This window comes from Micromonospora sp. NPDC050397 (assembly GCF_044901685.1).
Taxonomy (GTDB): Bacteria; Actinomycetota; Actinomycetes; order Mycobacteriales; family Micromonosporaceae; genus Micromonospora_G.
The window spans coordinates 557,847-574,393 of record NZ_JBJDPS010000001.1; the positions used below are offsets into that span (position 1 = coordinate 557,847).

The 16,547-nt window shown below is 69.6% G+C and carries 11 protein-coding genes; 9 read left to right on the forward strand and 2 right to left on the reverse strand.

The genetic code is table 11. From position 1 onward, the window contains the following. The first annotated feature begins 185 nt into the window (after positions 1 to 185). The 3 genes from ACI2K4_RS02180 (at position 186) to ACI2K4_RS02190 (ending at position 2,811) form a co-directional block, all read left to right on the forward strand. Positions 186 to 596: a hypothetical protein gene (locus tag ACI2K4_RS02180; RefSeq protein WP_404508049.1), complete on the forward strand. Its 411-nt coding sequence runs from the start codon at positions 186 to 188 to the stop codon at positions 594 to 596. Between the two features lie 239 nt (positions 597 to 835). Next, a complete protein-coding gene (locus ACI2K4_RS02185) occupies positions 836 to 1,438 on the forward strand; it encodes a hypothetical protein (protein WP_404508050.1) in 603 nt (200 codons plus the stop codon). A 419-nt stretch (positions 1,439 to 1,857) separates the two neighbouring features. Then, entirely contained in the window at positions 1,858 to 2,811 is a 954-nt protein-coding gene (locus ACI2K4_RS02190) for a cyclase family protein (RefSeq protein WP_404508051.1), read from the forward strand. Between the two features lie 128 nt (positions 2,812 to 2,939). On the opposite strand, the gene ACI2K4_RS02195 is transcribed toward ACI2K4_RS02190, so the two are convergent. Together ACI2K4_RS02195 and ACI2K4_RS02200 are read right to left on the reverse strand one after the other, a co-directional pair. Next, positions 2,940 to 5,759 (reverse strand): alpha-amylase family glycosyl hydrolase, encoded by a 2,820-nt coding sequence (locus ACI2K4_RS02195; protein ID WP_404508052.1) that lies wholly within the window; start codon positions 5,757 to 5,759, stop codon positions 2,940 to 2,942. 152 nt (positions 5,760 to 5,911) lie between these two features. Further along, positions 5,912 to 6,946: a LacI family DNA-binding transcriptional regulator gene (locus ACI2K4_RS02200; RefSeq protein WP_404508053.1), complete on the reverse strand. Its 1,035-nt coding sequence runs from the start codon at positions 6,944 to 6,946 to the stop codon at positions 5,912 to 5,914. 214 nt (positions 6,947 to 7,160) lie between these two features. Between ACI2K4_RS02200 and ACI2K4_RS02205 the strand changes: the two genes are divergently transcribed. The 6 genes from ACI2K4_RS02205 to ACI2K4_RS02230 all read left to right on the forward strand — a co-directional run bounded on the left by ACI2K4_RS02205 (position 7,161) and on the right by ACI2K4_RS02230 (position 16,472). Continuing rightward, complete coding sequence (locus ACI2K4_RS02205; protein ID WP_404508055.1) at positions 7,161 to 9,074, forward strand: glycoside hydrolase family 127 protein; 1,914 nt, start codon at positions 7,161 to 7,163, stop codon at positions 9,072 to 9,074. A 76-nt stretch (positions 9,075 to 9,150) separates the two neighbouring features. Next, positions 9,151 to 10,443, forward strand: a complete 1,293-nt coding sequence (locus ACI2K4_RS02210; protein WP_404508056.1) for an ABC transporter substrate-binding protein — start codon at positions 9,151 to 9,153, stop codon at positions 10,441 to 10,443. A 59-nt stretch (positions 10,444 to 10,502) separates the two neighbouring features. Continuing rightward, a complete protein-coding gene (locus ACI2K4_RS02215; RefSeq protein WP_404508058.1) occupies positions 10,503 to 11,459 on the forward strand; it encodes a carbohydrate ABC transporter permease in 957 nt (318 codons plus the stop codon). 14 nt (positions 11,460 to 11,473) lie between these two features. After that, positions 11,474 to 12,283, forward strand: a complete 810-nt coding sequence (locus ACI2K4_RS02220) for a carbohydrate ABC transporter permease (protein ID WP_404508060.1) — start codon at positions 11,474 to 11,476, stop codon at positions 12,281 to 12,283. A 182-nt stretch (positions 12,284 to 12,465) separates the two neighbouring features. Then, on the forward strand, positions 12,466 to 14,952 hold the full coding sequence (locus ACI2K4_RS02225; protein WP_404508061.1) for a beta-L-arabinofuranosidase domain-containing protein: 2,487 nt from the start codon (positions 12,466 to 12,468) through the stop codon (positions 14,950 to 14,952). Between the two features lie 38 nt (positions 14,953 to 14,990). Beyond that, positions 14,991 to 16,472 (forward strand): glycoside hydrolase family 43 protein, encoded by a 1,482-nt coding sequence (locus tag ACI2K4_RS02230; RefSeq protein WP_404508062.1) that lies wholly within the window; start codon positions 14,991 to 14,993, stop codon positions 16,470 to 16,472. Positions 16,473 to 16,547 lie beyond the last annotated feature (75 nt).

Sequence of the window (16,547 nt, forward strand, 5' to 3'; positions counted from 1 at the left end):
GTTACCGGGGGTCTTCCTTCCCCGGCACCCCGGGTTGCCCCCCCGGCCACGCCCCCGTTGTGGGGGGCTCCCCCCTCGTGCGTAAACCCCGGCCCCCGGGGGGGGCCCCCCCCCCCCCCCGGCCCCCCCCCCCGCCACGGTCTTCTCGGGCGATCCCGTTGCCCCGCGCACCTACTGTCGTCGATATGTCTACGTCAAGCGCCACCCCGGACCGTGCGCTGATCTCGGCCGTCGCGGTCTCCGGTCTGCTCTTCGGCTGGCTCGCCTTCCGGATCTTCGATGCCCGCGACCAACTCTGGCACTACGGCGTCGACCGCACCCTGGCCGGCGCGGCGGCCGGCTGGCTCGCGGTGGTCACCGCGCTCGCGTACGTGGTGCTCGCGGTGTTGACGGCACGCCGGTTCGGCCAGATCCGCTCGGTCGCGCTGGCCCTGCTGGTGCCCGCCGCGATCTGCGCGGCGTACACGATCATGCTCGGCGGCGCCAACAACGGGAAGGTCGGCTTCTCAAGTGCCTCGTTGATCCTGTTCGCCCTGCTCAGCATGGCCGCCGCCGGGAACGCCACGGTACGGATCATCTCCTACGCCCGGCAGTGACCTGCGGATCGGGGCGCATGCCGGTCCTGGGCACGGCGTCACGGTCCTTACCCACGCCCTGCCACCGCCCGCACCTGGAACCAGCGGCTGCGGGTCGGCGACCTGATCGGGATCACCGCCACCGAACACCCCTGGGCCCTTGCTCGGGGTGCCGGCCCCGCGTGTCAGGCGCCGGGGTGAACCGGTTCGGTGCGTACGCCGTTGGGTCTACAGATCGGCTCACGCCAAAGGAGATCGACATGCCGTCCACTCCGTCGCAAAATCCGCAGCAACCGTCCTACGACCGGCAGATCCTTGAGAGGCTGCGGAGGCCGATACCGGATCCGCAGATGACGCGAGACAGGGAGCAGTTGGAGAGAAGTCAGACGAGCGAGCGCCTGGATCTGTTCAACCGGCAATACAAAGAGATGCGGGACATGCACGCAGATCACGAGTTCGCTCGTCGTGACCCGCCTGCGCAGGATATGGACCCTCAGACGCGGGACGAGATGCTCGACGGCGAGGCTCTTGAGAAATTCGGCCGGGACGACCAGCAGGTCGAGCAGCAGGAGGCTGCGCACGGGCGGCAGCAGGAGGAGTTCCTCCGGCGCGCGGCGATGGGCGCCGAGCAGCGGGAAGAGCTGCTCGCGCGCGGACTGCCGACGGCGATGGCAAAGGTGGTATCCGGTCTTCGGCAGGCGTACTCCGAGGAGCATCAGCGACGGTCGGCCGCCGCGACGCTGACATCGGGCCACACGACGGTGGCGGGCCGCACGGGAGTAGCGCGTGCCGGATCGGGCGGGCCGTCACATCTACCCGCAGCCAAGCAGCAGTCGCAGGCTACCCCAACTCGCCGGTCCTAGCCTGGATGAATCACGCTGATCATCAACTAGCGGATCTGACCGGCGCGTAGATGGAGGCAATGCCCCGCTGGCAAGGGTTATTCAACTCAAAGCCGGTAGCGCCCTTCGGAAGGACGGGCCCGTCAGGGGAATGTTCCGAGCCTGTCTTGCATCTGCTTGTGCCGGCTTCGTAAGGGCATGTCTTGTCCTGGAGATAATCGGGACGACTACGAACCATCATGGGCAAGGGAGGTAGAAGAGATTGAACACAGAAGAAAACTAGGCGCCCTTTTCAGAGGAAGGATCGTGTGTAACTTCTGACCCCTCACAAGGGTCGAGAGAGCCCCCGTTCGAGGACGGGGTTCTTCCTTGCCGTTCGGAGAGGGCGGGATAACCTACCTGCGGTGCTTCGAACGCCGACCGGAGGAGTCGATGCTGGGATGACGGCAGGGCGAACGTTGCCGACGCAGGACGACGTGCTCGGGTATTTTGACACGCTGTCGAACTGGGGACGGTGGGGCGACGACGACGAACTCGGAACCCTGAACCACATCACCGACGACGTCCGGCTGGCGGCGGCTCGGGCCGTGCGCCACGGCAGGAGCGTGTCGTGCGCGTGGGAGGTCGCCGTACCGCAGGAGATGGAGCGGGCGACGACGACCTGCCCGTGCGCGGCCGACATGCCGGGCGCCGAGAACATGCCGTCCGCCTTCCACGCCGACCGACGCTGGGGCTTCTCGTCCGAGCGGCTGGGCATCGCGTTCCACGGCAACACCGTCACCCACGTCGACTCGCCGTGCCACCTCTTCTGGGACGGCAAGATGTACAACGGGCGGTCGCATTCGCTGGTCGACGCCGCCACGGGGTCGACGTGGGGTGCTGTCACCGCGGCGGCGAACGGGATCGTCACCCGTGGTGTCCTGCTGGACATCGCGCGGGTCCGTGATGTGCCCTGGTTGGAACCGGGGCAGGGGGTGTTTCCCGAGGATCTGGAGGAGGCCGAGCGTCGCCAGGGTGTGCGGGTGCGGCCCGGCGACGCGGTGCTCCTCCGGACCGGCTACGGCCGCGCCCGGCACGAGGCCGGCGCGGCCGTCGGTTTCACCCAGGCCGGCTGGCACGCGTCCTGCCTGGCGTGGCTGCACGAACGCGGGGTCGCGCTGATCGGCGCGGACACGCCCCAGGACGTTCAGCCGTCGGGGTACGACGCCGTGTTGATGCCGGTTCACGCCGTGGGTCTCGTCGCGATGGGGCTGTGGCTGCTCGACAACTGCGACCTGGAGTTGTGCGCGACAACGGCGGCCGAACTGGGCCAGTGGGACTTCCAGCTCGCGGTCGCCCCGGTTCGCTTCGCCGGCACCTCCGGCAGCCCGGTCAACCCGATCGCCACGTTCTGACCCGAGCCGCCTTCGGCGCCTCCGGGGCCGCGTCATCGTAGGTTGAGCCAATCCGCTCGACATCCCGCGACCGTCGGGGCCGACCACGTGGGACGGCCCCGACGGGCGGTGCCGGGAGAGCGACGTGCTCAGCGCCCGGCCGGCGGGGCCGAGTAAACCGTCGGGTCGCCCTGGACGATCCAGACCTGGGGCCGGTCGATGGGTACGAACGAACGGTCGCCGCCCGGCTCACGGGTCGACGGCACGCTGTCGCCGTTGGGCAGGTGCACGATGAAGTTGACCGGGCGGGTGTCGGTGACCAGCGGGATGTCGTACTCGGCCCAGCCGTTCTCGATCCGGGTCGGCGGCAGCGGTCGGTCCCAGCCGATGCCGGCCAGGGTCGCCGGGTCGACCGCATCACCCCACAGGTGCAGCCCCCACTGGTCGTAGTCACCGGCCGGACGCAGGTAGTGCAGGGTGGCGGTGGTGATCGGTGGTCCGGCCGCCCGGAGCCGCCGGGTGGCGCTGGTGACCCTGGTCCCGTTCGGCTCGGTCAGGATCGCCCGGTACTCCACGATGGTGTCGGCGGCCAGGTCCAGCGGGGTCAGGTCGTCGAAGACGGTGTAGACCGGCGACGAGGCGTCGGTGCCGACCCGTTGCCACGGGCCGTCGCCGACCCGGCGTTCGACCGCCACCACGTGCGTCGCCCGGTCCGGGTCGGCAACGGTACGCACCTCGACCCGCCCGCGTACGCCACTGCCCTCGGCCGGCGCGGTGATGGTCAGTGCCGGTGCGGGAACGGTGGTGGCACGTACCCGGGTTTGCGCGGTGTGCCGGTTGTTGTCGAGCACCACCGCCCGGTACCGCACGGACGTGCCCGGCTCCAGCCCCGACACGTCGTGCCAGACCCGGTACGGGGCGGTGTCGTCGGTGCCGATCGACTCCCACCGCCCGGTGTTGCCGATCAGGGCCTGGAAGGTGACCTCGTTGAACCCGGAACCGGCCACGTCGGCGGCGACCTTGACCCGTCCGGGCGTCTCGGCGGCGGGCACCGGAGCGGCCAGTGAGATCGCTGGTGCCGCCTGCGACCGGGGGAGTCGCCCGGTCGACCGGTAGACCACGGTGCTCAACGGTGGCACGGTCAGGGTGAGTTTCCGGTCGGCGGCGGTGCGTACCCGGGCGGGGCCGTCGCCGTACACCGGGTTGAAGGTGTGGTCGGCCAGGTAGGTCGGGATGGCCGCGGTCCGGGGCTGCTCGCTGTTGTTCGTCGCCACGACGTATTCGCGCTGCTCGGTGCGGTCGAGCCGGGAGAAGGCGTAGACGCCGGGCCCGTCGGTGGCGTATCGGTGCTGGTGGGCACCGTCGCGCAGGGCGGGGTGCGCCCGGGTGAGGGCGGCGAGCCGGCTGATCGACCGGTAGAGCGGGTGGCCGGGGACAAAGTTGTCCTGCCCGTGTGTCGCGTCGGTGCCGATCAGGTTGTCGTCCAGGTACGCCGGCACCCGGCTGGCGAACATCGTCTGCCGGGCGGCCTGGTCGCCGCCCGGACCGGTGAAGCCCTGCTCGTCGCCGTAGTAGACCACGGGGTTGCCGCGCGACAGGTACATCAGCTCGTGCGCCAGCCGGTCCCGGGCCAGCAGTTCGGCGTCGTCCGCGCCGGGGTTGTCCGCCGCGACGAAGCCACCGATCCGGCCCATGTCGTGGTTACCGAGAAAGGTCGGCAGCTCGTAGACGTTCGAGTCCCGGTCGGTGTACCAGTCGTCATTGACGAAGAAATCGCCGAGTTGGCTGGTCGGCTGGCCGCGCGAGGCGAAGTTGCGGGCCGCCTCCTGGAACGGGAAGTCCAGCACCGCCTGCATCCGGTCGCGGGTGGTGAACTGTGAGGTGAAGGCGCGGGTGGTGTCGAAGACCTCGCCGAACATGAAGAACTCCGACTTGCCGGCCCGGTGGGCGTAGCGCAGCACCTCCGGCCCGAACCGCTGCCAGAACTCGTCGTCCACGTGCTTCATCGTGTCGATCCGGAAGCCGTCGATGCCGAAGTCGCCGATCCACCGCTGGTAGATCTCGATCATCCCGTCGACCACCCGGGGGTTCTCGGTGAACAGGTCGTCCAGCCCGAAGAAGTCCCCGTAGTACGAGTCCTCGCCGGTGAAGGTGGTGTCGCCCCGGTTGTGGTAAAGCGTCACGTCGTTGAGCCAGGCCGGCACCTTCAGATCCCGTTCCGCTGGATCGAGCATCGGTGTGTACGGGAACGAGCCCTGCGCACTCAGCGCCGGGAAGCTCGCGCCGCCCGCGTGGTCCCGGTCGTCGAACGGCACCCCGGCCGAGGTCCGGTACGGCACCGCGTCCTTCCCCGCGTACGCCATCCGGGCACCCTGCTGGTAGCCGATCACGTCGGCGGTGTGGTTGGTGATGATGTCGAAGTAGACCTTCATCCCCCGGGCGTGTGCCGCGTCGACCAGCGCCCGCAGGTCCGCGTTGCTGCCCAGGTGCGGGTCGATCTGGGTGAAGTCGGTGATCCAGTAGCCGTGGTAGCCGGCGGAGGGGCCGTCCTCCAACTGCACCGGCTTGTTCTTGAAGCTCGGGGTCAACCAGATCGAGGTGGTGCCGAGGCCCCTGATGTAGTCGATCCGGTCACGCAGTCCCTTGAGGTCGCCGCCGTTGTAGAAGCCGGTCCGGGTCGGGTCGAAACCGGAGACCAGCGGGTCGTCGCCGAGGCCACCCCGGTCGTTGCCGGGATCGCCGTTGGCGAACCGGTCGGCCATCACGAAGTAGAACGACTCATCGGTGACCGGCCCCCGCAGCGAGTGCGCTGCCCCCGGGTCGTCGTCCCCACCGCCTCCGTGCCCACCGCCTCCGTGCCCACCGCCTCCGTGAGCGGCGCCTCCGTGAGCGGCGTACGCCGGAACGGCGGGCAGGGCCATCGCCAGCAGTACGGACAACAGCGCGGCGGTACGACGACGCAACGACATACTCTGCTCCTCCACGGCCGGCGGTGGCAGTGCTCGCCCCGTACAGGTTGCCCCAACCCATCGACGGACACCAGATCGCCGACGCCGCCCACCGTGCAAGGAAGGGCCCCTTGTTATCGGATTCCGTTGTACAAGGGGCCCTTCCTTACGCCTCAGGGGGTTGGGCGGGGCGGGACGGGGCCGGTGGATTCGCGGATGACCAGGCGGCAGGGCTGGCGCAGTACGCCGGTGGGGCGTTCACCGCCGAGTGCGGCGAACAGGTGCGCGACGGCGGTGGCGCCGAGCTGTTGCAGGTTGAGGTCGACCGTGGTGAGTGGAATCCGGCAGTCGGCGGCGAAGTCCTCCCAGTTGTCGTAGCCGACGATGGCCACGTCGTCCGGGATCCGGCGCCCGTGGTCGAGCAGTGTCTCCACCGCGCCGGTCGCGATCTGGTCGTTGCCGCAGAAGATCGCGTCGATCTCCGGGTCGGCGGCGAGTAGCATCCGGGTGGCCTGGCGGCCCCAACGCTGGGACCACTCGCCGTAGCGTGGGGCGCCGCCGGCAAGCGGAAGCCCGGACTCCGCCAGCACCCGGTGCAGCCCGGTGACCCGGTCACGGGCGGCCCGGTAGCTCTCCGGGCCGGTGATGTGCGCGATCCGGCGCCGGTTGAGCGAGACCAGGTGCTCGGCGGCGAGACGGGCACCGCCCTCGTCGTCGGCGATGACGGAGAGGTCGTCCCGGTCGGTGGACTCGCCGTAGACGTACACCACCGGGACCGGGATGTCCTTGGTGATCGAGGGGCGGATGTCGTTGCTGTCGCCGAGGATGATGAACCCGTCGACCTGCCGGGCGAGCAGCGTACGGATGTAGTGCTGGCGCCGGATGGCGTCGCCCCGGGCGTCGCAGAGCAGGACGGACATCTGCTCGTTGCCGAGCGCGTTCTCCACACCGAGCAGAATGGGGATGGAGAACCGGCCGCCGAGTTCGTCGGTGAGCAGCCCGATGGTGCGGGTACGCCCGGAGATCAGCCCCCGGGCCAGCACGTTGGGCTGGAACGCCAGTTCGGCGGCGGCGCGCAGAACCCGCTCCCGGGTCGCCGGGGCGACCTCGCCGCGCTGGTTGAGCGCCTTCGACGCGGTGGCGACCGAGACGCCGGCCCGGCTTGCCACATCGCTGAGGGTCACTGACTCTGATCGTCGCCTGCCCACGAAAGCCTTTCGAAAGCCATCCGAAACTGGAATCTCGGCCGGGTCTGCTCGACCGCTGCCCGATTCTAACCACGTCGCGCGATCAAGCTCGAAAACAGTTGCGTGTTATCGATCCGTAACGCCGATGGCATCTTGCCGAAAACCTTTTCGTGCGCCAGGGTGAGTGCACACAGGAGTGATCCTGCTCACGTCGAATCACCGGCGAAGGAGCTACATGTCAGTGACGTCCTCGGCCGCCGACCCCACGGGTGGCCGTCCCGTGATCCCGTCCCGGGGAGCCCTGCGTCCGCTCGGTCTGGGCGAGGCACGGATCACCGGCGGATCCTGGGCCCGCCGGCAGCAGGTGAACGGTGGCGCCACCCTCGACCACGGCCGGTCCTGGATGGACAAGCTGGGCTGGACCGGCAACTTCACCACGGTGAAGGACGGCCGGGGGTCGCAGGAGCGGCGTGGCCGCGAGTTCTCCGACTCCGAGGTCTACAAGCTGATCGAGGCGATGTCCTGGGAGGTCGGTCGTAGCGCCGACCCGGTCCGCGACCGCGAGGTGGTCGAACTCACCGCGATGCTCGCCGCCGCCCAGGCCCCGGACGGTTACCTCAACACCGCCTTCGGGCAGCCCGGCCAGCGCCCCCGGTACAGCGACCTGGGCTCCGGGCACGAGTTGTACTGCACCGGGCACCTGTTGCAGGCCGCCGTCGCGCGGACCCGCACCACCGGGCCGGACGACCTGCTCGCCGTCGCCCGTCGCGCCGCCGACCAGGTCTGCGACACCTTCGGCCCGGACGGCGTGTGGGGGCTCTGCGGCCATCCGGAGATCGAGCCGGCCCTGGTCGAACTGGCCCGGCTCACCGGGGAACAGCGCTATCTCGACCAGGCCGCGCTCTTCGTCCAGCGACGTGGTTACCGCAGCCTGCCGATGCAGCAGTTCGGCTGGTCCTACTCCAGCGACGACATCCCGGTCCGCGAGGCCACCGTGCTGCGCGGGCACGCGGTCCGCTCGCTCTACCTCACCAGCGGAGCCGTCGACGTGGCCGTCGAGACCGGCGACCGGGAGCTGCTCGACGCGGTGATCCGGCAGTTCGACCGCACCCTGGCCCGGCGGACCTACCTGACCGGGGGGATGGGCTCGCGGCACGCGGACGAGGCGTTCGGCGACGACTTCGTCCTCCCCGCCGACCGGGCCTACTCCGAGACCTGCGCGAGTGTCGCCGCGGTCATGGTGGCCTGGCGGCTGCTGCTCGCCACCGGGGAGCCGCGCTACGGCGACCTGATCGAACGCATCCTCTACAACGTGCTCGCCACCGCGATCAGCGACGACGGCACCTCCTTCTTCTACGCCCACACCCTGCACCAGCGGACGCCGACCAGGGACCTGCCGCCCGACCGGGAGCAGCTCGACTTCGCCGGCGGGCCGCGCGCCCCCTGGTTCGAGGTCTCCTGCTGTCTGGGCAACATCGGCCGCACCCTGGCCTCGCTCTCGACCTACCTGGCCACCGCCGACGAGCGCGGGCTGCAACTGCACCAGTACGCCGACGCCGAGCTCCGGACCCGGCTCGCCGACGGCCGCCGGTTCGGCGTACGGATGGACACCCGCTATCCGGACGACGGCGTGGTCACGGTCCGGGTCACCGAGACCGATGGCGGCCCGTTCACGGTCAGCATGCGGGTGCCGCACTGGGCCCACGGCGCGGTGCTCGTCGACGGCGACCAGCGCCGTCCCGCCGCTCCCGGCACGGTGACGCTGACCCGGGCGTTCGAGGTCGGCGACGAGTTCCGGTTGGAGTTGCCGGTCCGCCCGAGGTGGACGTACCCCGACCCGCGCGTCGACGCGGTACGCGGCTGCGTGGCGGTGGAACGCGGGCCCGTTGTGCTCTGCGCCGAGTCGATCGACCAGAACACGGCCGACCTGGACCTGCTCCGGGTCGACACCTCGACCGAGCCGCAGGAACTGGCCGACGGCGCGGTTGTCGCCGGCTACGCCGAGCCGCCCGCCGAGGACGGCTGGCCGTACGCGCCGAACCCGAGGGTCGCGGGCGAGTCCGACCTCGCCTCGGTGCGCCTGGTGCCGTACCACCGCTGGGCCCGCCGGGGTCCGTCCACGATGAGGGTCTGGTTGCCGAGGGGCTGACCGGACGGCGCCAGGCGGGGGGAAACGACCGAGCCGATATTCCACCGAATCATTTGATCGCCCCAAGGAGAATCCTGTGCAGCGAAGAATCGGAGTCAGGACGGCGAGTGTCGTCAGCACGGCGTTCCTGGTCGTCGCGATGGCCGCGTGCGGCGGCGGGGACGAGCCGGACGCGGCGGCCGGCGGACCGGCGGGAGTGGACGACGGCAGCACGCTGACGCTCTGGACCCGGGCGGCGACCGAGTCGGTCTCCAAGGCGTACGTCGAGGCGTACAACCGGGCGCACCAGAACAAGGTCGAGGTGACCGCGTACCCGGGGGAGGAGTACCCGGCGAAGCTGGCCTCGGCGGCCGGCGCGCGGGCACTGCCGGACCTCTTCGCCGCCGACGTGGTCTTCGCCGCCCAGTACGCCTCCCAGGGGTTGTGGCAGGACGTCACCGACCGGTTCGCCGGCTCCGGGTTCAAGGGCAGGGTGGCCCCGGCGCACGTCGACGCGGCGACCTGGGAGAAGAAGAACTACGCCGTGCCGCACACCATCGACATGTCGGTGATGCTCTACAACAAGGACCTCTACCAGCGGGCCGGGCTGGACCCGGAACGCGGCCCGACCACCCTCACCGAGTACGCCGAGCACGCCCGGAAGATCGACCAGTTGGGTGGCGACATCAACGGCACCTACTTCGGTGGCAACTGCGGCGGCTGCGTCGAGTTCACCTTCTGGCCCTCGGTCTGGGCCGCCGGTGGCGAGGTGATCGACGCCGAGGGGCGCAACGCCAAGATCGACTCCAAGGAGATGGCCGACGTCTTCGCCCTCTACCGCAAGCTCTACGAGGAGGGCGTGGCCGCACCGGCGTCCAAGGACGAGGCCGGCCCGACCTGGCTCGGCGCGTTGCAGAACGGCAAGGTGGGGGTCGCCCCCGGGCCCTCGGTCTGGCTCGGCCTGATCGAGTCCGCCGGGATCAAGATGGGGGTGGCCCCGATCAGCGGCATCGCCGGTGGGGAGTCGACGTTTGTCGGCGGTGACGCCATCGGCATCAGCGCCAGCAGCAAGAAGGCGGCCCAGGCCTGGCACTTCCTGCAGTGGACGATGTCCGACGAGGCGCAGGTCGAGGTGATCGCGAAGAACAAGGGCGTGCCGACCCGGACCGACCTGGCGAGCAACAAGTACTCCTCGGCCGACCCCCGGATCGTTATGATCAACAATCTGATGGCCAAGGGCAAGACGCCGTACGCGCAGAACTTCAACGCCTCCTTCAACGACCCGCAGAGTCCCTGGCTGGCCACCGTACGGGGAGCGTTGTTCGGCTCGGCCGCGACCGCGTTGGCCGAGGGGAACTCGGCGATCACCAAGTCCCTCCAGCAGAGCTGACCAGCGGTGGCCCGGCCGACGCGAGTGCCGACCGGGCCACCACCCGACGGGAGAGACAGATGGCCACGACGGTGATCACCCGGCGGGACGCCGGCACCGGCACCCCGCCACCGACCGGCACGTCCCTACGGCCCACCCGGACCCGGGCGCGGCGGCGGGCGATCGTCGGCGCGCTCTACGCCGCCCCGAACGCGCTGATGGTCGGCCTCTTCTTCGTCGTGCCGCTGCTGCTCGTGGTCTGGATGTCGCTGCACCGGTGGCCGCTGCTCGGCGAGCCGTCGCTGAACGCGCCGGAGAACTTCACCGACATCGCCGACAACGACCTGATCCGGGCCGCTGTCTGGTTCACCGTGAAGTACACCGTCCTGATGACCGTGCTGCTCTTCGTGGTCGCGTTCGGGTTGGCGCTGCTGGTGCAGCACCGCCGGCCCGGGGTCGGCTTCTTCCGTACCGCGTTCTTCATGCCGATGGCGGTCGGGTTCGCCAGCGCCTCGCTGCTCTTCCTCGGCCTGCTCAGCGACGAGATCGGGCCGGTCAACGACATCCTGTCCTGGCTCGGGCTGGTCGACGGTTACGTCTCCTGGACCAGCGGCAGCGCGGGCACCGCCCTCGGCTCGGCCATCGTGCTCGTGCTGTGGCGCTTCGCCGGCTTCAACATGCTCATCCTGCTGACCGGGCTCCAGGCCATCCCGACCGAGGTCTACGAGGCGGCCAGGATCGACGGGGCCAACCGGTGGCAGATCTTCCGCCGGATCACCCTGCCGCTGATGCGCCCCACCATCGCGCTGGTGCTGACGATGATGACCACCGGCTCGCTGCTCGCCTTCGACCAGTTCTGGATCCTCACCCGGGGCGGCCCGGACAACAGCACCACCTCGCTGGTCATGGTGATCTACCGCGAGGCGTTCATCCGGCTCGACCTCGGGTCGGCCGCCGGGATCTCGGTGGCGCTGCTCGCGGTGCTCGTCGTCTTCAACGTCATCCAGTTCGGCGTCCTGCGCCGTCGGTCCCAGTGAACGAGAGGCCAGCGATGATCGGCTCACGTACCGGCTCGCGGTGGGGTTACTACGTCACCGGCACCGCGCTGGCCATCCTGTTCCTGTTCCCGCTGCTCTGGAGCGGGTGGGCCTCGCTGCGCACCGAGAGCGGCTTCGGCCTGGAGAACTACGGCCGGCTCTTCACCTCGGACAACGGCGTCCGCCCGCAACACGTCCTGAACAGCGTGACGGTCAGCGCGCTGACCGTCGCCGGCACCCTGGTCGTCGCGACGCTGGGCGGGTACGCCTTCGGGCGGTTCCGGTTCCCCGGCCGGGACGTGCTCTTCCTGCTGACCCTGGCGATCCTGATGGTGCCGTACGCGACCATCCTGATCGCCCTCTACGTCCTGCTCGGTTGGATCGGATTGGAGGACTCGCTGGTCGGGTTGAGTCTGGTCCTGATCATGTTCCAGCTCCCCTTCTCCATCTTCATGATGCGCAACTCGTTCGAGGCGGTGCCGAACGAGTTGGCCGAGTCGGCCTCGATGGACGGCTGCAACAGCTTCCAGACGTTGGTCCGGATCATGCTGCCGGCGGTCCGGCCGGGCCTGATCACCGTCGGGCTCTTTGCCTTCCTCACCTCCTGGAGCGAGTTCTTCGCCCCGCTCATCCTGCTCAACTCCACCGACCGGTTCACCACCATGCTGGCCGTGGTCAACATGCGTACGGCCAGCCACGGCTCGATCGACTACGCCGCGCTGGAGGCCGGCGTGGTCTTCATGGCCGTGCCGTGCCTGCTGCTCTTCGGCTTCATGCAGCGCAGTTACGTCCGGGGATTTGTCTCCGGCGCGCTCAAGGGCTGACGGCCCGCCGAACCACCACCACCGGTCCGGCTCGTCGGTCTCCCGCACCACCCGTACTCCGCCCTGCCCCGCCCCCGGGGCGGACCCGACCCAAGTAAATCGATAAAGATCGATCTCTTGGGTGAGTCCCATCAGGGACCACCTGGTCAACCGTTCTCCCCGCCCCCGAGAAGGTGACGTCAATGTCCACATCCTCCGTCTCCCGTCGCGTCCTGCTCCAGACCGGAGTCGCCACCGCCGCCGGCATCGCCGCCGCCGGTGCGCTGCCCGGCCGACCCGCCACCGCCGACCGTCCCGACGTCGGCGTCTCCGCGTACGCCTTCCCGCTGTCGGCGGTACGGCTGCTCGCCGGTCCGTTCCTGGACAACACCTCCCGTACCCACACGTACCTCAGGTTCCTCAACGCCGACCGGCTGCTGCACATGTTCCGGCTCAACGTGGGACTCTCCTCCTCGGCCACCCCGTGCGGCGGCTGGGAGTCGCCGAGCACCGAGCTACGCGGCCACTCCACCGGCCACGTGCTCACCGCGCTGGCCCAGGCGTACGCGAGCACCGGCGACACCGCGTTCAAGACCAAGGGCGACTACCTCGTCGCCGAGTTGGCCAAGTGCCAGGACCGGGCCCAGACCGCCGGCTACAACGCCGGATACCTCTCGGCCTACCCGGAGAGCTTCATCGACCGGGTCGAGGCCCGCCAGCAGGTCTGGGCCCCCTACTACACCCTGCACAAGATCGTCGCCGGGCTGCTCGACATGTACCAGCTCACCGGCAACGCCCAGGCGTTCCAGATGCTGCAACGCAAGGCCGCCTGGGTCAACCTGCGCAACGGCCGGCTCAGCTACACCGCCCGGCAGAACATGCTCGACACCGAGTTCGGCGGCATCGGCGAGACGATGGCCAACCTCTACCAGGTCACCAGCGACCCGAGCCACCTGACCGCGGCGCAGTACTTCGACCACGCCGAGGTGCTCGACCCGCTGGCGGCCAACACCGACGCGTTGAACAACTACCACGCCAACACCCAGATCCCGAAGGTCGTCGCGGCGATCCGCGAATACCACGCCACCGGCACCACCCGGTACCGCGACATCGCCGTCAACTTCTGGAACATGGTGGTCAACCGGCACAGCTACGCCATCGGCGGCAACTCCAACGGCGAGTACTTCAAGCTGCCGAACCGGATCGCCAGCGAGCTGTCGGACAGCACCTGCGAGTGCTGCAACTCGTACAACATGCTGAAACTGACCCGGCAACTCTTCTTCACCAGTCCCGGCCGGGTCGACTACTTCGACTTCTACGAGAAGGCGCTCTTCAACCACCTGCTCGGGGCGCAGAACCCGAACTCGGCCAACGGCCACCACAGCTACTACACCCCGTTGCGGGCCGGTGGGATCAAGTCCTACAGCAACGACTACAACGACTTCACCTGCTGCCACGGCACCGGCATGGAGACCAACACCAAGCACGGCAACAGCATCTTCTTCCACTCCGGCAACACGCTCTACGTCAACCTCTTCATCGCCGCCGAGCTGACCTGGCCGGGGCGGGGCATCACCGTACGGCAGGACACCACCTTCCCGCAGGCCGCCGCGACCCGGCTGACCATCACCGGCTCGGGCGCCATCGACCTGCGCATCCGCATCCCCGCCTGGGCCGCCGGGGCCCAGTTGCTGGTCAACGGCGCGGCCTCCGGTGTCACCCCGACCCCGGGCAGCTACGCCCAGCTCAACCGGACCTGGTCCACCGGCGACGTGGTCGACCTGACCCTGCCGATGGCGCTGACCCGGGAAGCCACCCCGGACAACGCCAGCGTGCAGGCGGTCAAGTACGGGCCGATCGTCCTCGCCGGCCAGTACGGCACCAGCAACCTCTCCAGCATGCCCACGCTCAACCCGTCGACCCTCGCCCCGGCCGGTACGCCGCTGCGGTACACCGCCACCGCCAGCACCGGCACGGTCACCCTGCTCCCCTTCTACCAGACCCACGGCCAGCGCTACACCGTCTACTGGAGCGTGCTGGACGTACCGCCCCCGGCGCCCTTCGCGGCCCACTACCTGTTCAACGAGACCTCCGGCACCAGCGCCGCCGACGCCACCGGCAACGGCCGTACCGCCACCCTGGCCGGCGGCGCCAACTGGACCGCCGGCCGTACCGGCAACGCGGTCAACCTCAACGGCACCGGCGCGTACGTCTCCGTGCCGGCCGGCATCCTCGCCGGTGCCACCGCCTTCACCGTGGCGACCTGGGTGCGGCTGGACGCCATCGGCAACTGGGGCCGGCTGTTCGACTTCGGCACCGGCACCGGTTCGTACCTCTTCCTGAGCCCGCGCAGCGGGTCCGGCACCGCCCGGTACGCGATCACCACCGGCGGCTCCGGCGCCGAACAGCGGATCGAGGCCCCGGCGGCGCTGCCGGTCGGCGCCTGGACCCACGTCGCGGTCACCCAGACCGGCAACCTCGGGGTGCTCTACGTCAACGGGGTCGAAGTGGCCCGGAACAGCGCGTTGACGCTGCGCCCGGCCAGCCTCGGCAGCACCGGGCAGAACTGGATCGGCCGTTCGCAGTACGCCGGTGACCCCTACCTGGACGCGGCTGTGGACAGCTTCCGGATCTACAGCCGCGCCCTGACCGCCAGCGAGGTGGCCAACCTGCACGCGACCGGCCAGTGACCCGGTCGACCCCCACCCCCATCCAGACCGGAGGACCCATGTCCGTTAGACGCTGGTTACCAGTCGTCGCCGCCGCCACCGTCGCCACGGTGCTGGCCGGGGTCGCGCTGACCCCGTCGGCGCAGGCGGCCAACCCGATCATCACGAACATCTACACCGCCGACCCGGCCCCGCTCGTCGTCGGCAACACCATGTACGTCTACGCCGGCCGGGACGAGGCGGCGACCGGCAACAACAACTTCTACATGCGTGAGTGGCGGGTGCTCTCCTCCACCAACGCCGCCACCTGGACCGACAACGGCGTACGGGCGAACGTCGGCACGTTCGGCTGGGCCGGTGCGGACGCCTGGGCCAGCGAGGTCGAGCCGCGCAACGGTCGCTACTACTGGTACACCTCGGTCAACGGCAACGGCGCCGGCTGGATGGACATCGGGGTCGCGGTCGGCGACAGCCCGCTCGGCCCGTTCACCGACGCAAAGGGCGGACCGCTGATCAGCGACAGCACCCCGAACTCGTCCGGCCTCAACATCGACCCGACGGTCTTCGTCGACGACGACGGGCAGGCGTACATCTACTGGGGTGGGTACTGGGGCGCGCGGGCGGCCCGGCTCAAGTCGAACATGATCGAGCTGGACGGCCCGGTGGTCACCCCGACCGGCCTCACCAACTTCTGGGAGGCGCCGTGGATGTTCAAACGCAACGGCCTCTACTACATGATGTACGCGGCCAACGACACCAACGGCTGCGTCACCTCGTCCAGTTACGCCTGCCAGCGGTACGCCACCGCGACCAACCCGATGGGGCCGTGGACGCACCGGGGCGTCGTGCTCGGTCAGGTCTCCTCCACCACCAACCACGCCGGGGTGGTCGAGTTCAACGGCCAGTGGTACATCGTCTACCACAACGCCAACGCCCCCGGCGGCGGTAACTTCCGCCGTTCGGTCGCGGTCGACCGGCTTTACTTCAACGCCGACGGCACCATCCAGCAGGTGGTCCAGACCAGCACCGGACCGCCGCCGAACCCCGGTGGCGGTGGCCCGACCAATCCGCCGACGACGCCACCGACCAACCCGGGGCAGCCGCCGGCCGGCACCAACCTGGCCCCCTCCGCGACCCGCTCCACCTCCTACGTCTCGACCTGGGAGAACCTCGCCGCGATCAACAACGGCGGCGTGCCGGCCAACTCCCAGGACCGGAGCAACCTGGTGTACGGCAACTGGCCCCAGCAGGGCACCCAGTGGATCGAGTACCAGTGGCCGTCGGCCCGGACCGTCAACCGCACCGCCGCCTACTGGTTCGACGACAACCAGGGCATCGACCTGCCCGCCTCCTGCCAGGTGCAGTACTGGAACGGCAGCGCGTACGTGAACGTACCGAACCAGTCCGGGTGCGGGGTCGCGGCGAACGCGTACAACGTCACCACCTTCGGCTCCGTCAGCACCACCCGGCTGCGGCTGAACATCACCTCCCGGACCGGACTCTCCACCGGCGTCCTGGAGTGGATGGCCTTCCAGGCGTAACGCACCGTCCCGCGCCACCGAACCCGCGCCACCGAACCCCGCCCCGCCCCCGTCCCCGCGCACCTTCTGGAGGTG